This is a genomic window from Phycisphaerae bacterium (assembly GCA_035384605.1).
Taxonomy (GTDB): Bacteria; Planctomycetota; Phycisphaerae; order UBA1845; family PWPN01; genus JAUCQB01.
The window spans coordinates 22,827-43,270 of record DAOOIV010000008.1; the positions used below are offsets into that span (position 1 = coordinate 22,827).

A 20,444-nucleotide genomic window follows, 5' to 3' on the forward strand; every position below is an offset into this window, starting at 1 on the left:
CGGCTGTCGCTCCCCTGGACAGCCGTACCGTGCCTTGGCCACCCCTCGAACACGAGGAATCAAACGAGTCTGACATCGTTCAGGGGGATTCCCCGCGCGCATCGGGGAGCAGGAGGTAAAGCATGTATCGTCGCAAGCTGTTGATTACAGGTATGGGGTTGATTGCCGCTGCCTGGGGCGGGCCGACCTTGGCAGGTCCTTACAGCGGGCCCGCCGACACCGCCCACGGGGTCGATCCTGCGATCCCCGCCGGCAGCCCGCTCTTCGTGGAGTGGGCCGACCGGATCCTTCCGCTGGGAGCAGGCACGTATTTTGCCCCGCGTGGGAGCACCAGCATTTCGCTCACCGGCTACAACAGCCTGGGCGATCTGGACGCCGCGCAGATCGCCGGTGGAGACTCGCCCGGCTATCTCACGGTGACCTTCCCGACGGGCATCCGCGACGGTGCCGGTCACGACTTCGCGGTGTTCGAGAACGGATTTGCGTACGGCTCGCCGAATGGGCTGTTCGCAGAGTTCGCCTATGTGGAGGTTTCCACCAACGGTGTTGATTTCGTTCGCTTCGACGGCATTTCAACCAACACGGCTCCGGTCGCGGGCTCTGGCGCGTTCGCCGGTTATGACGTGTCCAACGTATACAACTTGGCCGGTAAGCACGCCGCCGGATACGGCACACCTTTCGATCTCGCGGAACTGATCAACAAGCCGCTGGTACTCAGCGGCCAGGTCGATCTCAATAACATCCGGTTCGTGAAGCTCGTGGACATTCCTGGCAACGGTTCCTTCTTGGACAGCCTTGGCAATCCGATTCTCGATAACTGGCTGACCACAGGAACCGGCGGCTTCGATTTCCGATTGCCGGCCGGACAGGGGATAGGCGTCATCAATGTCGCGCCCGAGCCGGCGTCGTTGGCCCTCATCGGCTTGACTTGCGCATTGTTGACCGCGCGACGCAAATCTCGGCGAGCATCGCTGCGCTTGTTTGCGGGTGTCGTGTTGTGCATGGGATTGCTCAAGACCGGCCCCGTTCAGGCGGTCACGTTCGACGACATCGATTACTGGATCGGCAAGGGCAGTAATCGTGCCGGTTTCATCATCGACTGGAACGACGGCACGTCTGCGGAATCGCTGGTCTGGGGCTATCGCTGGGATGGCACGAAGAAGGGTGAGGACATGCTGCGGGACATTGTCGCGGCCGACGCTCGGCTGTTCGCGCTCGTCAGCGGATCGGGCGGCTACGGCGCCGCGCTCTATGGCATGGGCTACGACCTCGACAATGACGGCGTGTTCGGAGTCTCGCCTGCCTTGAGCTTCGACGCCGGCGGCATGGCGATGGGCAGTCCGAATGACTCGCGCGTGCCGACCGATACTGCCGACCACTGGAAGGAAGGCTGGATGAGCGCCGGCTACTGGAGCTACTGGCTCAGCGGTAGCGGGGACAGTCCGAGCTGGGGCTTCAGCGGTACGGGTATGTCAGGCCGAACACTGACCAACAACTGCTGGGATGGCTGGAGTTGGGCCCCCGGCTTCTCCGGAAGCGCACCATCTGAACCGGTCCCCGCACAGGTCCCCGATCCCGCCAGCTCATCACTGTTCCTGACTGGATCACTATGTGTCCTGCGTCGTAGATGATGAGAGGAAGCGCAACCGCGCCGGCCTCGCTCCTTCGCGGGGCGAGGTCGGCCTTTGCTGTTGGAGGAGACACAGATGGCACGAACGATTGTTACGTGTGCAGCAACGATCCTGGTAGCGATGGGTTCCGTTGCCGTGGCCTATGACTACGTTTACAGCCCCTCGGATTTCGCCGTTGAAGTCGTCGAGTACCAGCAAGGCGGCCCGGTCCCAGTGGATTGGATCTGGAACACGCCCTTTAACCTGCCCGAGGCTTCACTTGGGCGACCGACTATAGATACCACTGGCGACTGGTGGACCGGTCCGCCGACCGATCCGATTACCGTAGTTCCGGTCTACCCGGCATTTCGCGTTTGGGAGATGGTGTCTATCGGTGAAGGAGGACGCTTGGTCCTTGCGTTTGACCATGCGGTGGAGAACGATCCGCGGAATCCGTGCGGAATCGACTTCATCATCTTCGGCAACGCCTTTCAGGTCATCAACGGTGGCTCTTACTGGCGCAACGGTGACCCGAGCCAGTGCATCATCGGCACGTCAAGCATGTGGGCCGAGCCTGGCACGGTCTCCGTGGCCCAGCACTATGATCCCGCATATCCCGAGATGACGGTCTGGTACACGTTTGACAACCCGCCCGGGGCCGACATGTTCGCCCCCACGCTGGGCCGGATCTACGACCCCGATAATGCCCCGTCCGGTTTGCCCCACAACGGCTGGTGGGGAGCACCGACGCACCCGCTGATTCCCTTCAACCCGAACCTCGGACCGGCCGATTTCGTGGGTCACTCGCTGGCCCACTACGCGCGGAAGTACGGTTACTGCGCCGGTGGTACGGGATTCGACCTCGACGACGTCGGCCTCCAATGGTTTCGGTACATCCGCATCGACAACCCGGTCGGCAGCGGTATGACGCCTGAGATCGACGCGGTCGCCGATGTCGATCCCGACGCTCCGGCTCCAGACTTCGACTGTGATACGGACGTTGATGTGGATGACATGGCCTTCTTTGAGTCTTGCGCCACCGGTCCGGGACTCGGGCCACCGGCCGCGGGATGCGAGCGGACCGATCTCGACCAGGATGGAGACATCGATCAGGCGGACTTCGCCGTCGTCCAGAGATGCTACTCCGGGCCGGATGTGGCAGCCGATCCGGACTGCAAAGGCCTGTGAGTCTTCGGAGAATCACGATGAACGGCCGTCAGCGTGAGCGACGCGGATTCACCCTGATTGAGGTGCTCGTCGTGGCGGCGCTCATCGCGATGCTTCTGGCGATTCTGCTGCCCTCGTTGGGCCGAGCCAGGCATCTCGCTCGCAGCGTACAGTGCCTGAGCAACCTGCACCAGATGGGCGTCGCGGCGCATTCCTACGCCACCACGCACGGACGATTTCCGCCGTATCTCTACGGCAGTCCCGACGGATCGGTTTCGTATGGTTGGGACTTGCGGGTCCACTACCGATGGGAAGGCGGGCAGCGCAAGGCCACGGTCAAGCCGGGCCTTCTCTGGCAGGGCAAGACGATCGACGAGATCAATCAGTGTCCCAGCTATCAGGGCGGTGACAACTGGGTGGACTACTCCCATACGGGCTACAACTACAACAGCAGCTACGTGGGGTATTGCGAATACTACGCGGAGGTCTTGGAATGGCCGCCCGTCCCAACCGGCAAGCTCGTCGTCAAAGAGAACCCGGCTCGTCCCGAAGACATCCGACGATCGGCCGGCTGCACCTTGTTCGGCGATGGCGAGTACGTCGCCGGGGCCAACAAATTCATGCGGTCGCCGTTCAAGGGCCGCGACGGCTCGTTTTCGGGCAGATCGGCCGGCACCCAGGGATATCGCCACCTGAAACGCACGAACGTGGTGTTTGCCGATGGCCATGCCGAGTCGTGGATCAAGCGTTTTGCCGACACCTATGCGTTCGACCAGCCCAACGTGCGGCCGCATGGGGATGTCCCAACCGGGTTTCTGTCGGCCGACAACGGCCTATATGACTTGGACTGACGTGGGGCCAGGCGGCATGAACCTCACGAAAACAAATGACAACGCGACAAGGCGGAGGAGTCCTGATATGCCACAAGGCTACGTTCACGTATATACCGGCAACGGGAAAGGCAAGACCACTGCCGCCCTGGGCTTGGCGCTCAGAGCCGTTGGTGCCGGCCATCGGGTGTTTATCGCCCAGTTCGCCAAGGGCATGGACAGTAGTGAGTCGCGCGCTTTCGCACGCTTGTCCGATCGGGTGGTGCTGAGGCAGTTCGGACTTCCGCACTTCGTTCGGGGACAAGCGACGCCGGCGGACGTGACGATAGCCTCACTCGGTCTGCGTGAGGTGGAATCCGCGGTTCACGGCGGCGAGTACGACATGGTCGTTCTGGACGAGGCGAACGTTGCCGTGAAGCTTGGTCTTCTCCCATTGGACTGGCTGCTCCAGTTGATCGTTGAGAAACCCGAACCGTTGGAGCTGGTCATCACGGGTCAGGCGGCTCATCCGCGACTCATTGAAATCGCCGATCTGGTCACCGAAATGCGCGAGGTCAAGCACTATTTCCGCCGCGGCGTCTTGGCCCGAATCGGCGTCGACATGTGAACCATGCCTGCCCTCCGCCTGGCAGGAAACCACGCGAGGCCTTCCACACGAAGTGCGACGCGCGAATGAACGTCGGCGACGCCTGTAGCGAGCGCCGGCGACCCTCCGATTCGTTCGCCGTGCGTGCCGTGTATGATCCGGGAAATCCGCGCAGCCGGTCAGGGCCGTTTCCGTCGCCGGCCCTACTTGGGCACTTCGCTCAGCGGGATGCCCAGGGCTTTGGCAACACCCTCGCCGTAGGCGGGGTCGGCCTTCAGGCAGTTCCCGATGTGGCGGATCTTGATCTCCCGCGGTGCATCGCCCATCGCCCGGGCCGTATTGCCGAATAGAGCCTCCTGTTGCTGGGGGCTCATCAGCCTGAACAGGGCACCGGGCTGGGAGTAATAGTCGTCATCGTCCTGGCGGTGGCTCCAGTGGTCGGCCGCGCCCTCGATGGCCAGAGGCGGCTCGCGGAATTCCGGCTGCTCCTGCCACTCGCCGTAGCTGTTGGGCTCGTAGCCCAGAGTGCCGCCGTAGTTGCCGTCCACCCGCATCCTGCCGTCGCGATGGAAACATTGGACCGGGCAACGCGCGCGGTTGACCGGGATCAGATGATAATTGACACCCAGGCGATAACGCTGGGCATCACCGTAGGAGAACAGCCGCCCCTGCAACATCTTGTCAGGCGAAAAGCCGATGCCGGGCACGATGCTGGCCGGGTTGAACGCCGCCTGCTCAACTTCGGCGAAGTAGTTCTCGGGGTTCTTGTTCAGCTCGAGTACGCCCACGTCGATGAGCGGATAATCCTTATGAGGCCAGACCTTGGTCAGATCGAACGGATTGAACGGGAACTTGGCGGCGCCTTGCTCCGGGACCACCTGGATCTTCATGTCCCACTTGGGAAAATCGCCCTTCTCAATGCTCTCGAACAGGTCGCGCTGATGGCTTTCCCGGCACTTGCCGATGATGGCCTCGGCCTCGGCGTCGGTGAGGTTCTTGATTCCCTGCCGGGTCTTCAGGTGAAACTTGACCCAGAATCGCTCACCCTTGGCGTTGATGAGGCTGAACGTGTGGCTGCCGTAGCCGTTCATGTGGCGGTAAGAATACGGAATGCCCCGATCGCTCATCGTAATCGTGACCTGGTGCAGGGCCTCGGGCAGCGACGTCCAGAAGTCCCAATTGTTGCGGGCGCTGCGCAGATTGGTCTTGGGATCGCGCTTCACGGCATGGTTGAGGTCGGGAAACTTCAGCGGATCTCGCAGGAAAAAGACCGGCGTGTTGTTGCCCACCAGGTCCCAGTTGCCCTCCTCGGTGTAGAACTTGATGGCGAACCCGCGGATGTCTCGCTCCGCATCCGCCGCCCCGCGCTCCCCGGCCACCGTGGAAAACCGGACGAACACGTCGGTCTTCTTGCCGACCTTGGAGAAGATCTTGGCTTTGGTGTAGCGGGTGATGTCGTGCGTGACGGTGAACGTTCCATAAGCCCCCGAGCCCTTGGCGTGCATCCGCCGCTCCGGAATAACCTCGCGGTCGAAGTGAGCGAGCTTCTCCAGGTACCAGACGTCCTGCAACAACATCGGGCCGCGCGGCCCGGCGGTCAGAACGTTTTGATTGTCGGCAACCGGCGCTCCGACCTCGTTGGTCAGTTTCTTTTCATTCATAGCGTTCTCCTTTCTGAGTGAAGAGCAGTGCAAGACTAAGTCCCGTTTTAGATATCATCCAAATCATGATGAAAAAAACTTACTTCTTCTGCCTGCGGCCGCGAAGGACGACCTGATACTCCCGAACTGTGAACCGGCGAAGCGATTCCGCACCCGTCACGCGAAGAGCCTCCCAGGGCACGTCGTAGACCTTGCCCGTCTGCTCGTCGATGAAGTGGTGATGAGGCCGGACTTCGGCATCGAACAGGGCCAATCCTTCCTTGAGCACTTGCTGCCTCATTAATCCCTTTTTCACGAACAGGTTCAACGTGTTGTAGACCGTGGCCCGGGAGATGGTCGGACATCGCTTGCGAACCTTCGCCCAAGCCTCCTCGGCCGAAGGATGGCTTTCACGGTTGAGCACGACCCGAGCTACCGCAAGACGCTGCGGCGTCGGGTGAATGCCGTGCCGACGAAGAATGGCGATCAGATCCTCCACGATGATTAGACTAGGTCTAAGTCCGGACTTTGTCAAGAGCCGCTGCGTTTCCGGAGGGCACTGGCAAACAAGCCGCTGACGGCATGGGTGCCCGAACCGTCACGGAACCGGCCGCGCCGACGACCGCCTGACCCTCTCGGCCTCGGCCGCGTTTTCGTTCGGACAAACCGCTTATGGGAAGTGGTTTGTGTTCATGGGGCGGTTGACCCGCTCTGCCACTTGGGGGTGATCGCCTCCCGGCCCGATTCGACGTTGTTGCCGCAGGATCGGATTCTCGTCCCAATGGGCGATATCAAAAAGTCTTTACTCCCCCGGTTTGGATACGCGCTTTGCGACGATGTCTCGGATCTGGGCCACGTTGAATCCATGCCGGCGGGACAGTCGTCCTACCCGTTCCTGGTCAGAAACGTCCGAGGGCAACCCAAGATCAGACTTCAGCGTATCCGCCGTCACCCCCGTGGCGGCCCGGATGTTTCCGAGGGACATGGAACCGCTGATTTGTCCCCGCCCCTCACCGTTCCCGCCCCCGCGCCGCTCTCGGCCGACGTCGTCCCGCATGCGCCCCAGGCGGCTTTCCGCGTCGCCCCTTGAGATGACCTGTTTCACGGCGCTGCCCGCGTACCACGCCAAACCCGGAAATGCGAGCAACACGGCAAGGAGAAACACGATGCCACAGACGTTGCATCCGCCGGCACGAGGCGGGTCGGTTTCGGTTCCTCCGAGCATTCGCTTGACCATCACGCACACCCACGACCAGTGCGGTGCAACGTGAACGATCGGCAACATGGCATCGGGCTCCTATTCCAGGGGACCACGAATTGGCTCTTGGCATCCGTCTCGAATTGATCGAGCACGGGCGAGTAGGTCCGAATCTGAATCTCGTTGTCGGCCGGCACGAAACGGATGAGCCGCAGCCGGCCGTTGCCGCCGTTCTCGCGCTCCTGGTAGTCGGCGAGCATTTCGAGCACGTCGGCACCTGCGTCGTTTCGCGAGATCTGGTGATACTCCCCGACACTGCCAATGTGGCCGCAGAGAACCATGAAAACTTGCGGGCTGCGGCGGATGAGCTTCTGCCACATCTCCTCGCCCGAGTTGCCATCCTTGCGACACTCTCGCTGCGTCTGCCGACCGACCCCGGCGTCGCCTCGCAGGTAGCTGTGCGTGGTGATGATCGCCGACCGGGTGGGATGCCGGTCGAGAACACCCCGCGCCCAGTCGAGGGCATCGTCGGGCGCATCCAGTTCAAGATGCAGGATGACGAAGTCGACCCCGCCCCCGAAGAAAAGCTGGTACGAATTTAGGCCGTTGGGCGACGCGCCGCCGTACCACGGCCGGCCCTTGAATCGCCGCTCGGGGTCGAAATAGCGCAGATACATCGTCGCGATGCCCTTGCGGGCGCCTTCGTCGCTGTCATAGTCGTGGTTGCCGATCGCGATGCCGTAAGGAACCACCCCGTCGAGGACGGCCATGGCCTCGTCGGCAACCCTCCACTGCGAGGGCTCGTAGCCGTGGTTCTGGACGAGATCGCCCACGTGTGTAACGAAAACGATGTTCTCCTTGTCGCGGTTGAGTTTGATCCAGTTGGTCTGGGCGAAAAACAGATCCGGCCGTTTCTCGCTGTATATCTGCGTGTCCGGAAGCATCACGATCGAGAACGGACGCCGGGCGTCGGTTTGGGTTGCTGGTCCCGTGCAGCCGACGCCTGACTGCAGAATCAGCAGTACGCTGAACCAAACGAACCCCGTGTAGGCGGATGTCAGGTTGCGGCACGGCAAGCGTACGACAGTTTTCATTCTGCCTCCTTGCGGTCCATTCTGGTGTTCCACAACGACACGAGCTTCAGGCGATCAGAAGACAGAATCCAGGCGACATCGAGTCGGCGTTGCCTGTTCGGCTCGACCCGTCGGGCGCATCCGTCGCTCCCAGATTGTTCGGACGATCGAGATCTGGTCGCTCGGATTCGCTCGCGCTTCTCCGTCAAGTCGGTAGGGCCGCGTCGAGGTCGCCGCGGCGACCGAGACCTGCCATATTGTTGAGCTCGGGCCGGCAGGTCTTCGCCACCTTTGCCGGCTCCGACTATGCCCTACCGTCTTCACATAAGCTCTCAAAAGTTCTGCACCGCCCTTTCCGGCACGCATGCCAGCGCCTGCTTCAGATCCTTGACGAGCTTTTCGGCCGGTTCGATGCCGATCGAAAGCCGTACCGTGTTCTTGCGGACGCCGAACATGGTTCGCCGCTCGGGCGGCAGGTAAAGCATCGTAGTCAAATACGGAATACAGATCAGTGACTCCGTCGACCCGAGGCTGACCGCGTGATAGATGGTCTTGAGCGCCGCGACAAAACGCTTGGCGTCCTCTTCATCTTCGCCGACGTCAAAAGCCAGCATCCCGCCGAACCCTCCATGCATCTGGCGCACCGCGACGGCATGCCCCGGGTGGCTGGTGAGACCAGGGTACAGAATGCGGGTCACCTTGGGGTGCTGCGCCAGGAACTCGGCGACAATCTGGGCCCGCCGGGAAATGGCCTCGGCCCGCAGCTCAAACGTTTTGAGCCCGCGGTCCAGGAGAAACGCCGAGTAGGCGTCCAGGGTGCTGCCGATCGCCTGGCGGGTGAACCACAACGTATTGTAGTGCTCCTTCGAACCGGCGATCGCGCCGGCCATGAGATCGTTATGTCCCCCGAGAGCCTTGGTGGCACTGTGAACGACAAGGTCTGCTCCCAATTCCAGCGGATGCTGGTGGTAAGGAGTGGCGAAGGTGTTGTCCACGACGAGCATGGCCCCGACGGAATCGGCCGCCTGGCGGACCGCGCCCACGTCGATAATCTTGCACAGCGGGTTGCTGGGCGTTTCCAGGAAGATCATCTGTGTGTTGGGCCGAATGTGCTTGCCGATCCGGTCAGCCTCGTCGGCATCGAGCCAGGTGATCTGCACACCCATCCGCTCCAGGATCAACGACACCTTGTAGTTCGCCCCGTAGGTGTCGTGGAAGATGATCAGGTGGTCGCCGGTTTTGAGATACGTCAGATACACCATCGTACACGCGGCCATCCCGGAGGTGCAGACGACGCAGTCCTCGGCCCCTTCGAGCGCGGCGATCTTCCGTTCGACCTCGCGAACCGTCGGATTGTCATCGCGGTGGTAGGTATAGCCGTCGATCTCGCCGTCGGTAATCTGGCGGAGCACGTCGAAAGAGAGGTATTCATAGTTCACGGCATTGACGATGGGCGTGACCATCGGCCGGTTGCCATACGGAGTCAAGGGATCGGGGGCCATTCCGTCGTTTTCCTTTCCTTCTGAAAAAGCGTCTGGTCGTTGCCTGGACCACTACGCCCGTATCGTATCATAAACCGCTTCATCCTGCCTCAGGATTCGCGTGCGTGCGGCTGCCCGGCCTGCATTGGGGAGGTATTGTCGGTTTCGGTAGGATCGCCAACGGCCACAACGCCCGCACCATGGCATATAGGACACTGCCGGGCGAGTGCGACGCGTATCGCATCACGAATGAACGCGGAACGGTTCGGGACGCTCTTCAACATGTCCGCCAGGCAAGCGTCCACTCGAATGGTGACCACTGTCTCACGATGAGGACGTCCCATGATGCGGATCCTCCTGAAGGGTGAGCGTATCGAAACCGTCCCGGATGGCATCCCACAGACGACGTATGTCCTCCGAAGCCCCATGATCGGATGCTTCCACAACGGCTCGAGCGTCGATCTGTGCCTCGGTGAATGCGCGGTCGTAGCGAATCCGGCCGGCCACCGGGATGAAATGCTCCCGACAATACGCTTCGATGAGTTCTGACATCTCGGGGTTCAGGTCCCACTTGTTGACGCACACGGTCGCAACGATGCCGAAATGGCGGGTCAACTGGATGACCCGTCTCAAGTCGTGCTCGCCGCTCAGCGTCGGCTCCGTGACCACCAGCACAAGCCCCGCCCCGGTGATCGACGCAATGACCGGGCAGCCTAACCCCGGTGCACCATCGATGATAATCAACTCGATGCTCCGCTCCTCGGCGATACGGCGGGCATTACCGCGAACGATACTGACGAGCTTCCCGGAGTTCTCGGAGGCGACGCCCAGCCTGGCGTGCACCATCGGGCCGCAACGGGTCTCGGACACCATCCACTCGCCGCACAAACGCTCCGGAAAGTCAATCGCGCGCACCGGGCAGACCTGGACGCAGACACCGCATCCTTCGCAGGCGATCGGGTCAACCGCCAGCGCGCCTTGCCGCGTTTCACCTATCGCTTCGCTCATAGCCTGAATCATGTCGTTGTCTCTTGCGGGGCAGGATCTTTCGCAGTAAGCGCAGGAATGACAATCATAGGACGTGCTCCCGACAATCACTCCCGAGCTTCCCTCCGGGAACCGCCGTACCACGGCGCCGAATCTGCAATGCGCCAGGCACATCCCACAACTGGTGCAGTCCGCCTGACGAATGACTGCCTGATGACCGCTGTAGAAGTCATGGCACTCCTTGACCTGCGGTGAGAGAACAAGATGAAGATCGGCGGCATCGACGTCACAGTCAGCCACCACGCATCGGCCGGCCAGGACGGCCAGCGAGGCGGCAATCGACGTCTTGCCTGTTCCGCCCTTGCCGCTGATGACGACCAGTTCTCTCATCGCGAACCCCCTCCGCTCATCACGGCATGAGGCCGCGGAGAGGTCGCCAGTGTCGTCACTTCGCGAAGCAGGCTTCTGAAGCGATCCCGGTACTCTTGCGAAAGCAACGCGGCCAATTGTCCTCGCGAATACGCCTCGGCGACTCGCCGATCATCTGGTATCTCCGCTAGAACCGGAATCTGATTCCCGCTGCAATACTCCCACGTGGCCCGGTTACCGGCATCCGCTCGGTTCACCACAACGCCCGGCGGGAGATTCAGCGTCCTGACCATCTCAACGGCCAGTTTGAGATCGTGCAGCCCGAAGGGTGTCGGCTCGGTTACCAGCACGACGCAGTCAGCGCCGCGAACGCTTGCGATCACCGGACACGAGGTGCCGGGCGGGGCGTCGATCAACGTCAGATCCGTCTTGGGGGGCGCCGACTTGACCTGCCGGATCAGCGGCGGGCTCATCGCTTCGCCGATGTTCAGCACGCCGCGGTTGAACTGGATGTCTCCCGACCATCCCATTTCCAGAACGCCGATCTGGCGTGGGGTCTCGGTGATGGCCCCCGCCGGGCACACCAGCTTGCATCCGCCGCAGCCATGACAGAGTTCGGGGTAAACCAACACCGTGGTTCCGAGCGGCACGATCGCGCTGTACTGGCAAATCTCGCCGCAGCGACCGCACTGCGTGCACCTGGTTTCATCGACCTGCGGCACGGGGCGCGTGACCGGCTTGCTTACCAGCCACTCCGGTTTGAGAAACAAGTGTCCATTGGGCTCTTCCACGTCACAGTCAACGTAGGCAACGGTGCGGCCGTCGAGCGAGGCTACGTAGGCCAGGTTCGTCGCCACCGTGGTTTTGCCGGTCCCGCCCTTGCCGCTGGCTATAGCGATTCTCATGATGTTCGGTACGCCTCCTCGCTTTGTTCTCGCGGAGCGTCGACCGGCAATCGGCGCCTCGCCAGGATCAGCGGAAACACAATGTCGCTCGTGCAGCAGGGAACCCATACCGCCAGGAACAGAAAAACGGGAAGAAGTGCCCACGTCAGTGCGGTCACGTTGTCCCCCAAAGCCATGGTCATGTGGAACAAGGAAGCCCAGGTGCTCAGCAGCACATGGCCCGAGTGCGTGAACTTCGTCTGTGGCCACAGGCGCGCGACGGCAATCCCCAACAGCGCAAGAGGATTGACCAGCCACCACTTTTCGATAAATCCAAAGTGGACGCCCCTATTCGGCAATCCCAATAGATACTCCCCGACGTACGGGATGACCGAATCGCTCAAGGTCGCGATTCCGATTGACCCGACATATCCGACCAGGACGATTGCCAACAGCTTGCCTCCGCTGTGAAGCCTGTACATCGCCGCCGTCGCCAGCGCGCTGAGAAACACATGAATGGGATGAAAGGTCCAGAAAAGAGCGCTGGACGTGGACTGGGACACACCGGTCCACACAATGAGCGCCATGATGGCGATGCCTGTGGCAGTGCCAAAGGCGGTGAAGGGCACGTGAGCCTTGAGCTGTATGCGAATGTCCCTCAGCATTCCAATCGACTCCCTGCGCCACCAACCACCACGAACCATCGACATCGCCCGAACTGCTCCGCCACCCCCGCGTCCGGCGAACCGCCCGTCGCCGCCACTCCAATCTTCATGAGTGTGCCTCCTCCGCCAGCCGGTCGAAATCATCACCGGGCCGCTTAAGAGGGCTCTGCGAGACAACCCCATGTTTCCGCACGGCCATCTCGCCCAGGCGGCACTGGAGATCACGGGCGATGACGCCACATTTGACCTTGAGCAGAAAAAACAGGTTGCGATGACCGCACTCATTGAGCGTTTCATAGTTGCCCTGCCCCTTGGCGATGATCAGCTCCGCGGCATCGAACCGTTTGCGAAACGCCGGGCTGCACCGGTCCAGGATGGTCCCCGGCGCGTCGTCCCCGTTGTCGATCACCTCCACGAAATCCGCCAGGCCGGCGGCTTCGGCATCCTCCCGCGTGGCATCGTTGATGATCGGACCGGCCTTGACCACAACGGTCACGCTTCCGGGCGGCATCTGCTCGATCAACAAACGATCAAAGACGATCTCACCGGCGTTGTCGGCCAGGTATAGGATGTCACCCGCGGGCATGGCCGTCTGCCGGAGTGCCGCAACGGCATCCGGATCCACCTGCCCTTCGATCGCTTCGCGGATGGCCGAGCGGATGTCACTCTCGGTCAGGCCCGTCTTGACGCCCAAGTCGATCACATTGCCGCCAATGGCGAACCTGACCGCGGCCGCAAACGGGTCTCTCGAACTGATGACCACGTGCTTGAGGTCCGGATAGAGCCGCAGGGCAAACTCGTTGGCCTTCCGCTTGGCCGCCTCGTAAGGATCAGCCTGGCCGGTAAGTTCTCGAAGTCGGCGATGGATCAGACGACCCATTACCGGCGGCGGACTGTCGAAGGACATCGTTGACGCCAGCGCCAACACCTCGCGCAGAAGTCGTTCATGCACTTCCGGCGAGCCGGTCAGGTGGCGGGCTGAGTCAAGTGCTTGCCGCACAAAGCAAGGCACACAGTCCAGATAGGTCTGCACAATACCTCCAGATTCCGCCAAGGCGCCTGAGCCGGGCATCTCCGCATGAAGAATCCCCGCCTGTCATCACGATTCACGGGGTTGCAGACTGATCGCTTCAACTGGACACACATCCACGCAGGCGCCGCAACCCGAGCAGAGGGAGGCATCCACTTCGGCACAGCGGGCCATCCGAATGGCTTCTCTTGGGCACGCCGAAACACACAACCCGCAGGCCCGACACCGGGCCCGGTTGACCACGGCCACCCGCCTGACAACGGCCGGGGCTCCCGGGACATCGCGAGACCTCAACTCTGCCAGTTGCTGCTCCAGGATCTCGGCCCGCTGTCGGAGCTCAGCAAGCGTCTCGGTTCGCTCCGGCTGCCGAGCAGACGCGGTGCCAAGCGGTGCCGCTGACGAAACAGCCGGCTCGCTCCTCGATCTCTCGATACCCGCCCCGTCTGTCTGCCCTCGACGGCACCCGCCTCCTCTGCCGCCCATGCCGCATCGGCTCCGTCCTCGATGTTGCTTGCCGCGCAATGCTGAGCCTCCGTTTGGTTCTTCCTCAAGCGCCGGCTTTCTCAGGAAGCCGACGCGTCCATTGACTCGATCAACCACGTCAGCGACTGCTTCACCCCTTCGCTGAACCCGGAGAACGCCTCGCCCCGGAAGAAGATGAATGGCAGATACTCGAAGCTGGTCGATACGCCCTGGCTCTGCCCATACTGCAATCGCAACTGCCCCAAAAGGGCGAGACTGGCCGGATCCGTCGTCAGATGTTGCTCCACAACCAGATCCGGTTCCTCCGCCTGTATCCCAGCCAGCCAATTCAGCGCCTCGATGCACATCGGCCCCGTGCCGTTGTGAAAAATAAGCAACGTGTTCGAATCCGACGGATCCAAGACGCCTGTCGGACGTCCGTAGGCCGCCAAGACCAAGCCGCTACAGAACAGAGTCCACAGAGCCGTGCGCATATCAGGTCTCCCCAACGAAACCTCCATATACAACGCCTCCTCCAAACAGGCCGAAGAAGGCCATTGGAATCGCCAAAATCCACTGCAAGAGTCCCAATGCACAGCTCGGACACATGTGAATCATTCTCCTTTCGCCCGGGTAGCTACCCTGACCGGCTGTCGTGGATCCGGCAGGCTACCGGGCTTCTGATTGCATCGACTCGAGATCCGCAATCCGTTTGCGGATTTGCTCGAGGGTTTTTTCCATCTGTTCGGCCTGAGCCTTCAGAACCTGCGTCTGATACTCAGTCGTCGGCTCAGCGGCCATCGGGGACACGGCGCCGGGCACGGGCATTCGCGCCCAGAAGGGCAAACCCGTCGCATAGAACCAGTGACGCCATCCGCGGCCACCGCGTCCCCAACCGCCTCCTCGTCCCCAACCCATTCTCGGTAGGGGATTCGCGAAACCCGGCACGCCAAATCCGGCACAGTAGCCGGCGGCCCGGCCTGTCATCGGCCCCATTCCCATTGGCCCTGTTCCATCACCTGCTGGCATATCTACAACCTCCCTTCTCTTACGCCGGATGGATCTGATTGGCCGATCGATCCCCGGCGACCCACATTCGATCACACAACTTCACGTTGAGGGGCGTCTTCACGCCCAGCCTCGAAGACCGCATTGCCATCGGCTTTTGCTTTTGGCCATCGTGGAGGCGCGCTCACCGCACCCCCCTCGGGCCGCCAAGACCGCCGTGGCGATATCGTCGGCCTCGCATATGCCGGCGACGGCAACAACCGGGCATAATGAACCTCTCATCTGCCAGGTTGCCGTTCGCGAAAGCCTCCAGCACCTCGTCAATCCCGCCGCAGATATGCGAGATGACTCGCACCCCCGCAGAGGTCAGGGCCATTTCCAGCGGCCAGGAAATGGCCCCGCAAATCAGTACATCCGGTGCCAGTCCTGCTACCTGCTGCGCCCGCCGCAGCGGTTCCGTGGCGGTCAGGTCGACCTTCAGGCGAGCTTCTTCCCGCCCGTTCGCCACGTCGACAACCAGCAGATTGCCGGCGACATCGAACACCGGCGACACCCGATCCTGCCACTGAGGAATCGCGATTTTCATCACTATCCCCAGGTCTCAATCCGCATGCCAAGTACTCTTATGCCAACGTAATGGACGTAAACCATTTCTAAAAATAATGTTAGGAAAAACTAAGACCGACTGGATTTGTTCCGATAGAGTTGCTTATTGCAACACTTGCTGTCGGGCTTTCATTGCGTTATGCAATTCGTGTGCCTACACTGGTGGTGAGAACCCGGAGGTCGTAAACGTGCAGTCGACATATGCTCGGTCCCAGGAGGTGATCCTCGATTCCATCAACGAGGGCGTCTTCACCATTGATCTCGACTGGCGGATCACGTCATTCAATCAGGCGGCCGAGCGCATCACCGGTGTTGACCGGCAGGACGCCATGGGGAAGCCCTGCTGCGAAGTGTTTCGCGCCAGCATCTGCGAAGGCTCCTGCGCCTTGCGCCGCACCTTGAGCACCGGCAAACCGGTCGTGAATGCCACCGCGCACATCGTTAATCAGTCAGGACAGCGCATTCCGATTCGCCTCTCCACCGCCATCCTGAAAAAACCCGATGGAACGGTTATCGGAGGAGTCGAGACGTTCCAGGATCTCAGCCAGATTGAACAGCTACAGAAGCAATTGACCGCCCGGTATACGTTTGAGGACATCGTCGGTCGCAGTCCGGCGATGGTCAGCTTGTTTGAACTCCTCCCTCGGATCGCCGAGAGCGACAGCACGGTACTCATCGAAGGAGAAAGCGGCACGGGCAAAGAACTGTTCGCTCGAGCGATTCATAATCTGTCACGCCGCAGGCGCAAGCGTTTCGTGGCCATCAATTGTGCCGCTCTGCCGGATACCCTGCTGGAGTCGGAGTTGTTCGGTCACAAAGCCGGAGCGTTCACCGATGCCCGCCGAGACAAGCCCGGGCGTTTCGCCCTCGCCGATGGCGGAACCGTCTTTCTCGACGAAATCGGCGATATCTCTCCGGCCATGCAGGTACGGCTGCTTCGTGTTCTGCAAGAACGTCGCATCGAACCCCTGGGATCGGTCGAGCCGATCAAGGTGGACGTTCGCGTCGTGGCTGCGACCAACAAGGATTTGCTCAGCCTCGTCCGCGCCGGAAAGTTCCGCGAAGACCTCTTCTATCGCATCCGCGTGGTCTATCTCAAGCTGCCACCTCTGAAGCAGCGTCGGGAGGATATTCCCTTGCTGATCGACCGACTCATCGCCAAGTTCAGCCGACTGCAGGGAAAGGATATCGCCGGAGTATCACCCGAGGTGTTGGCCCGGCTCATGGAGCATGACTATCCGGGCAACGTGCGCGAATTGGAGAATATCATCGAGCAGGCTTTCGTCCTGTGTCAGGGTGGCTTGATCGAACTGCACCACCTGCCACCGGAACTTCGCCCGGTAACCAGCCAAGCGGGCGGAGAACACGGCACCCCAACGACGCTCAAATCAATGGAACGCCTCCTCATCGCCGAGGCCCTCCGTCGCCATCACGGCAACCGCAAACGGGCTGCCGCCGATCTTGGAATCAACCCCAGCACGCTATTCCGCAAGCTCAAAGCCCTCAAAATCGAGAGCCCGCCCACCGATGGCCGTAGCAGACCTCACATGGCCAAATAGTGCATTCTGCAATACTGCGGGACCGCTTCGAAGTGGACGAGGCCGTGTGCGCTCGCCGTGCCGAAATCACAAGGCTCGCTATACAAATAACTTACAAGGAATCGATTGCCATGATGCTCGTTGGAACGGTCCTTGCTCTAAACCCTGTCGCAAACCAAAGAGGAGGTCTTCCATGAAGGTGGTCGTGACAGCGCAGGGGCCGACGGCTGATTCGCCCGTAGACCCGCGTTTCGGCCGGGCTCAATACCTGATTCTTGCGGACACCGAGACTGGCGAGTGCACTGCGTTTGAAAACGTGGCCAACCTGAACGCGGTGCAGGGCGCCGGCATTCAGACAGGCAAAAGGGTCGTCGATCTGGCAGCCAAAGCGGTGATTACTGGACATGTGGGGCCCAAAGCCTTCTCAACGCTCTCGGCAGCCGGCATCGAGGTCTACACGGACGCATCGGGAACGGTTAACCAAGCTATCGAACAGTTCAAGGCCGGGGCACTCCAGCGGGCACAAGGCGCGGATGTCAAAGGCCACTGGGCGTAAACCTTTCAAGGTCGGCCGGGAATTGCCCGGCAGCAACGAACACGGGAGCAAGATATGAAGATTGCCGTACCAGTCGCGAATGGCCGTTTGTGCCCCCACTTCGGGCACTGCTCGCAGTTTGTGATCCATGAAGTGGATCCCGCGACGCGCAGAACGATCCGAAGAGAATACCTGACACCACCGCCCCACGAACCGGGCATATTGCCACGCTGGCTGCATGAGCAAGGGGTCAACGCCGTGATCGCCGGAGGCATGGGCCAACGGGCACAGCAATTGTTCGCCCAGAGCGGCATCGAGGTGATCGTCGGTGCGCCCGACAGAGACCCCGATGAAATTGTTGCCGCCTATCTGGCAGGGTCGCTCGAGGCAGGTGAGAATGTCTGCGACCACTGATGTGAGCCGTCGGTGTCATCCGTCATGTCTGGTGTGCGGCAGCAACCGGACGGACGGCTTGGCTCTGCATTTCCAACAGCAAACCGACGGAAGCGTCGTCGCCGAGTTCCACTGCGGTGCCGCCTTCCAGGGATATCCCGATCGTCTCCATGGCGGCGTCGTGGCCATGCTGCTCGACGCTGCAATGACACACTGCCTTTTCGCTCAAGACGTGGCCGGACTGACGGCCAAGCTCAGTATCCGTTATCATCGAGCCGTGGTCTTGGGTGTGCCGGTCGTGGTTCGCGCGAGGCTTGTGGACGCCAAGGCGCCGCTTTACTATCTGGAATCGCAGGTCATTCAAGATGGAGCTCTGTGTGCAACGGCCAAGGGCGCCTTTTGGGACTCCGCATGCGGAGATCTTGTTCGTGATGCGTCGGCGGAAGCGGCAGAAAGCTCGCAGGCTTGTTTTCGGTCGGTTACGATCCGGCCAAGAAGCAAGTTTCTTTTTCCTTTATCAGGGGGAAATGCTGATGCTCGACCGGCAACTGCGCGCCCGGAAACGCATCTGGGGACCGGTATGATGCCGGTCCAATGACCCAATGAAAACTCATCCCATTTTCTGTGGTGGGATGGTACTCCAAGAGCTGACCATGCTGTCAATCACCGTACTGGTCGAGAATACCGCCAACCGCTTGAATCTGCTGGCCGAGCACGGACTGGCCTTCTGGATCGAACGAGACGGCCGTCGCATTCTGTTCGACACGGGCCAGGGCTTGGCGATGCAGCACAACGCGGCGGTCCTGGGTATCGATTTGTCCGCCGTCGATGAGATCGCCCTGAGCCACGGCCACTACGATCACACCGGCGGACTGGCGGCGGCATTGTCGAACTTCAGGCAGGCGAAGGTGTACGCGCACCTCGCGGCCTTTCGCACGCGATTCGTCAAGGATCACGACGGCCAGGTGCGTCCCGTCGGTGCTCCCGTCGAATCCCGCGACTGGTTGAGTTCCCGCGTCGGGCAGATGATCGCCACCAGGGGCGGACCTGTCGGCTTGGGCGGCGGCATCTGGCTCACCGGTGAGATACCCCGCCGGAATGAGTATGAGGACACGGGGGGCGCATTCTACCTCGACGAGGCCTGCACCGCAGCAGACCTGGTCATCGATGACCAGGCAATGTTCATCGAGACAACCAAAGGGCTCGTCGTATTGCTGGGCTGCGCGCATGCCGGCGTCGTGAACACGCTGGAGCACATTCGCGCAGCCACCGGCGAGGCCCGCATCCACGCGATCATGGGCGGGATGCATCTGTTGGCCGCCGGGGAGCGACGCATGGCTGAGACGGCCGCGCGGTTGTCGAGCCTGAATATCGAGCACGTAGGCCTCGGCCACTGCACCGGATTTGCGGCCATGGCAAGACTTCACCGGGAACTCCCAAGTCGGTGCTTTCATTGCGTGACTGGAACGCGTTTGGTGTTCGACTGAATCCTTGGAACCTTGCGGCCAGATATCTGTGCGGCTTGCGCGCATGTTTCTGGATCGCAAAACGTTTGGTTTGCGGCCCGCAAAAAGGCGGTCCGCCTTAGGAAGGAGCAACATTCATGTGCTGCGAGAACAAGCTTCCGCTGATCGGCGAAAAGGCCCCGTCTTTCAAAGCGGAAACCACCCAGGGGCCTATCACCTTCCCCGATGATTTCAAGGGCAAGTGGGTTGTGTTCTTCTCTCATCCGGCGGACTTCACGCCGGTCTGCACGACCGAGTTCATGACTTTTGCCTGCATGCAGCCGGACTTCGAAAAGCTCAACTGCAAGCTGTTGGGTCTGTCCATTGACAGCACCTACAGCCACATCGCCTGGCTGCGAACGATCAAGGAAAAGATCGATTACAAGGGCATGAAAGGCGTCGAGATCGACTTCCCCGTCATCAGCGACTTGACGATGGAGGTCTCCAGGGCGTTCGGCATGCTCCAGCCGGCGGCGAGCAACACCCAGGCAGTGCGGGCGGTGTTTATCATCGATCCGCAGGCCATTGTCAGGGCGATTCTGTACTACCCGCTCAGCAACGGACGGAACATGGATGAGATCAAACGATTGCTGATCGCCATGCAGACGTCGGACAAGCACAACGTCGCCACGCCGGCCAACTGGCAGCCGGGCGACGACGTTATCGTGCCCCCGCCGGGATCCTGCGGCACCGCCAAGGAGCGCGTCGAGAAAGCCGCGTCGGATACACGGGTGCTCGACTGGTTCATGACCCTGAGAAAGTGCCCGAAATGAAACCCGCAGGGGAATGAGAGATCGCCCCTCCGGCGACCTGGGCGGTCGCGCCGGACACGGCCTGGTAAGGAAGCTTGCACGCCAACGATGGTGCTGTGTATAGA

At 61.2% G+C, this 20,444-nt stretch carries 23 protein-coding genes; 9 read left to right on the forward strand and 14 right to left on the reverse strand.

Translation table 11 applies throughout. The features are described from left to right. Positions 1-122: 122 nt before the first annotated feature. The 4 genes from PLL20_03755 to PLL20_03770 all read left to right on the forward strand — a co-directional run bounded on the left by PLL20_03755 (position 123) and on the right by PLL20_03770 (position 4,214). Positions 123-1,631 carry a PEP-CTERM sorting domain-containing protein gene (locus tag PLL20_03755; protein HPD29085.1) on the forward strand — a complete coding sequence of 503 codons (1,509 nt, stop codon included), beginning with the start codon at positions 123-125 and terminating at the stop codon, positions 1,629-1,631. A 75-nt stretch (positions 1,632-1,706) separates the two neighbouring features. After that, complete coding sequence (locus PLL20_03760) at positions 1,707-2,798, forward strand: hypothetical protein (protein ID HPD29086.1); 1,092 nt, start codon at positions 1,707-1,709, stop codon at positions 2,796-2,798. A 17-nt stretch (positions 2,799-2,815) separates the two neighbouring features. Next, on the forward strand, positions 2,816-3,628 hold the full coding sequence (locus PLL20_03765; GenBank protein ID HPD29087.1) for a DUF1559 domain-containing protein: 813 nt from the start codon (positions 2,816-2,818) through the stop codon (positions 3,626-3,628). A gap of 67 nt (positions 3,629-3,695) precedes the next feature. After that, the gene (locus PLL20_03770; GenBank protein ID HPD29088.1) at positions 3,696-4,214 is read left to right on the forward strand and encodes a cob(I)yrinic acid a,c-diamide adenosyltransferase; all 519 of its coding nucleotides are present in this window, start codon (positions 3,696-3,698) and stop codon (positions 4,212-4,214) included. A gap of 182 nt (positions 4,215-4,396) precedes the next feature. Here the strand turns inward: PLL20_03770 and PLL20_03775 are convergent, their stop codons facing one another. The 13 genes from PLL20_03775 to PLL20_03835 all read right to left on the reverse strand — a co-directional run bounded on the left by PLL20_03775 (position 4,397) and on the right by PLL20_03835 (position 15,576). Then, the gene (locus PLL20_03775) at positions 4,397-5,854 is read right to left on the reverse strand and encodes a catalase (protein ID HPD29089.1); all 1,458 of its coding nucleotides are present in this window, start codon (positions 5,852-5,854) and stop codon (positions 4,397-4,399) included. 79 nt (positions 5,855-5,933) lie between these two features. After that, on the reverse strand, positions 5,934-6,332 hold the full coding sequence (locus PLL20_03780; protein ID HPD29090.1) for a transcriptional repressor: 399 nt from the start codon (positions 6,330-6,332) through the stop codon (positions 5,934-5,936). A gap of 303 nt (positions 6,333-6,635) precedes the next feature. Beyond that, positions 6,636-7,118 (reverse strand): hypothetical protein, encoded by a 483-nt coding sequence (locus PLL20_03785; GenBank protein ID HPD29091.1) that lies wholly within the window; start codon positions 7,116-7,118, stop codon positions 6,636-6,638. Next, positions 7,070-8,125 (reverse strand): metallophosphoesterase, encoded by a 1,056-nt coding sequence (locus tag PLL20_03790; protein ID HPD29092.1) that lies wholly within the window; start codon positions 8,123-8,125, stop codon positions 7,070-7,072. The genes PLL20_03785 and PLL20_03790 overlap by 49 nt, the downstream gene beginning before the upstream one ends. 311 nt (positions 8,126-8,436) lie before the next feature. Further along, complete coding sequence (locus tag PLL20_03795; GenBank protein ID HPD29093.1) at positions 8,437-9,606, reverse strand: aminotransferase class I/II-fold pyridoxal phosphate-dependent enzyme; 1,170 nt, start codon at positions 9,604-9,606, stop codon at positions 8,437-8,439. 303 nt (positions 9,607-9,909) lie between these two features. Continuing rightward, complete coding sequence (locus PLL20_03800) at positions 9,910-10,962, reverse strand: 4Fe-4S binding protein (GenBank protein ID HPD29094.1); 1,053 nt, start codon at positions 10,960-10,962, stop codon at positions 9,910-9,912. Next, positions 10,959-11,846, reverse strand: coding sequence for an ATP-binding protein (locus PLL20_03805; GenBank protein ID HPD29095.1), 888 nt, complete (start codon positions 11,844-11,846; stop codon positions 10,959-10,961). The genes PLL20_03800 and PLL20_03805 overlap by 4 nt, the downstream gene beginning before the upstream one ends. Further along, positions 11,843-12,490 carry a hypothetical protein gene (locus PLL20_03810; GenBank protein ID HPD29096.1) on the reverse strand — a complete coding sequence of 216 codons (648 nt, stop codon included), beginning with the start codon at positions 12,488-12,490 and terminating at the stop codon, positions 11,843-11,845. Before PLL20_03810 ends, PLL20_03805 begins: the two co-directional genes overlap by 4 nt. Before the next feature lie 106 nt (positions 12,491-12,596). Then, entirely contained in the window at positions 12,597-13,523 is a 927-nt protein-coding gene (locus PLL20_03815) for an ARMT1-like domain-containing protein (GenBank protein HPD29097.1), read from the reverse strand. Between the two features lie 66 nt (positions 13,524-13,589). Next, complete coding sequence (locus PLL20_03820) at positions 13,590-13,769, reverse strand: 4Fe-4S binding protein (GenBank protein ID HPD29098.1); 180 nt, start codon at positions 13,767-13,769, stop codon at positions 13,590-13,592. 314 nt (positions 13,770-14,083) lie between these two features. Further along, positions 14,084-14,476: a hypothetical protein gene (locus PLL20_03825; GenBank protein HPD29099.1), complete on the reverse strand. Its 393-nt coding sequence runs from the start codon at positions 14,474-14,476 to the stop codon at positions 14,084-14,086. A 175-nt stretch (positions 14,477-14,651) separates the two neighbouring features. Beyond that, positions 14,652-15,011, reverse strand: a complete 360-nt coding sequence (locus PLL20_03830; GenBank protein HPD29100.1) for a DUF5320 domain-containing protein — start codon at positions 15,009-15,011, stop codon at positions 14,652-14,654. 163 nt (positions 15,012-15,174) lie between these two features. After that, on the reverse strand, positions 15,175-15,576 hold the full coding sequence (locus tag PLL20_03835) for a NifB/NifX family molybdenum-iron cluster-binding protein (protein ID HPD29101.1): 402 nt from the start codon (positions 15,574-15,576) through the stop codon (positions 15,175-15,177). A gap of 208 nt (positions 15,577-15,784) precedes the next feature. On the opposite strand from PLL20_03835, the gene PLL20_03840 reads away from it, so the two are divergent. The 3 genes from PLL20_03840 to PLL20_03850 all read left to right on the forward strand — a co-directional run bounded on the left by PLL20_03840 (position 15,785) and on the right by PLL20_03850 (position 18,083). Next, positions 15,785-17,155, forward strand: coding sequence for a sigma 54-interacting transcriptional regulator (locus tag PLL20_03840; GenBank protein HPD29102.1), 1,371 nt, complete (start codon positions 15,785-15,787; stop codon positions 17,153-17,155). A gap of 172 nt (positions 17,156-17,327) precedes the next feature. Continuing rightward, positions 17,328-17,690 (forward strand): NifB/NifX family molybdenum-iron cluster-binding protein, encoded by a 363-nt coding sequence (locus PLL20_03845; GenBank protein HPD29103.1) that lies wholly within the window; start codon positions 17,328-17,330, stop codon positions 17,688-17,690. A gap of 54 nt (positions 17,691-17,744) precedes the next feature. Then, positions 17,745-18,083: a NifB/NifX family molybdenum-iron cluster-binding protein gene (locus tag PLL20_03850; protein ID HPD29104.1), complete on the forward strand. Its 339-nt coding sequence runs from the start codon at positions 17,745-17,747 to the stop codon at positions 18,081-18,083. A 22-nt stretch (positions 18,084-18,105) separates the two neighbouring features. Here the strand turns inward: PLL20_03850 and PLL20_03855 are convergent, their stop codons facing one another. After that, positions 18,106-18,333, reverse strand: coding sequence for a hypothetical protein (locus tag PLL20_03855; protein ID HPD29105.1), 228 nt, complete (start codon positions 18,331-18,333; stop codon positions 18,106-18,108). Between the two features lie 382 nt (positions 18,334-18,715). Here PLL20_03855 and PLL20_03860 point away from each other — a divergent pair, with 382 nt between their 5' ends. Further along, a complete protein-coding gene (locus tag PLL20_03860; GenBank protein ID HPD29106.1) occupies positions 18,716-19,549 on the forward strand; it encodes an MBL fold metallo-hydrolase in 834 nt (277 codons plus the stop codon). Positions 19,550-19,665: 116 nt separating this feature from the next. Then, on the forward strand, positions 19,666-20,340 hold the full coding sequence (locus PLL20_03865) for a peroxiredoxin (protein ID HPD29107.1): 675 nt from the start codon (positions 19,666-19,668) through the stop codon (positions 20,338-20,340). The last annotated feature ends 104 nt before the right edge of the window (positions 20,341-20,444 follow it).

Coding starts and splice junctions, on each gene's coding strand:
- PLL20_03755 (HPD29085.1), top strand. CDS start 123: ATGTATCGTCGCAAGCTGTTGATTACAGGTATGGGGTTGATTGCCGCT.
- PLL20_03760 (HPD29086.1), top strand. CDS start 1,707: ATGGCACGAACGATTGTTACGTGTGCAGCAACGATCCTGGTAGCGATG.
- PLL20_03765 (HPD29087.1), top strand. CDS start 2,816: ATGAACGGCCGTCAGCGTGAGCGACGCGGATTCACCCTGATTGAGGTG.
- PLL20_03770 (HPD29088.1), top strand. CDS start 3,696: ATGCCACAAGGCTACGTTCACGTATATACCGGCAACGGGAAAGGCAAG.
- PLL20_03775 (HPD29089.1), bottom strand. CDS start 5,854: ATGAATGAAAAGAAACTGACCAACGAGGTCGGAGCGCCGGTTGCCGAC.
- PLL20_03785 (HPD29091.1), bottom strand. CDS start 7,118: ATGTTGCCGATCGTTCACGTTGCACCGCACTGGTCGTGGGTGTGCGTG.
- PLL20_03790 (HPD29092.1), bottom strand. CDS start 8,125: ATGAAAACTGTCGTACGCTTGCCGTGCCGCAACCTGACATCCGCCTAC.
- PLL20_03795 (HPD29093.1), bottom strand. CDS start 9,606: ATGGCCCCCGATCCCTTGACTCCGTATGGCAACCGGCCGATGGTCACG.
- PLL20_03800 (HPD29094.1), bottom strand. CDS start 10,962: ATGAGAGAACTGGTCGTCATCAGCGGCAAGGGCGGAACAGGCAAGACG.
- PLL20_03805 (HPD29095.1), bottom strand. CDS start 11,846: ATGAGAATCGCTATAGCCAGCGGCAAGGGCGGGACCGGCAAAACCACG.
- PLL20_03810 (HPD29096.1), bottom strand. CDS start 12,490: ATGCTGAGGGACATTCGCATACAGCTCAAGGCTCACGTGCCCTTCACC.
- PLL20_03825 (HPD29099.1), bottom strand. CDS start 14,476: ATGCGCACGGCTCTGTGGACTCTGTTCTGTAGCGGCTTGGTCTTGGCG.
- PLL20_03830 (HPD29100.1), bottom strand. CDS start 15,011: ATGCCAGCAGGTGATGGAACAGGGCCAATGGGAATGGGGCCGATGACA.
- PLL20_03835 (HPD29101.1), bottom strand. CDS start 15,576: ATGAAAATCGCGATTCCTCAGTGGCAGGATCGGGTGTCGCCGGTGTTC.
- PLL20_03845 (HPD29103.1), top strand. CDS start 17,328: ATGAAGGTGGTCGTGACAGCGCAGGGGCCGACGGCTGATTCGCCCGTA.
- PLL20_03850 (HPD29104.1), top strand. CDS start 17,745: ATGAAGATTGCCGTACCAGTCGCGAATGGCCGTTTGTGCCCCCACTTC.
- PLL20_03855 (HPD29105.1), bottom strand. CDS start 18,333: ATGATAACGGATACTGAGCTTGGCCGTCAGTCCGGCCACGTCTTGAGC.
- PLL20_03860 (HPD29106.1), top strand. CDS start 18,716: ATGCTGTCAATCACCGTACTGGTCGAGAATACCGCCAACCGCTTGAAT.
- PLL20_03865 (HPD29107.1), top strand. CDS start 19,666: ATGTGCTGCGAGAACAAGCTTCCGCTGATCGGCGAAAAGGCCCCGTCT.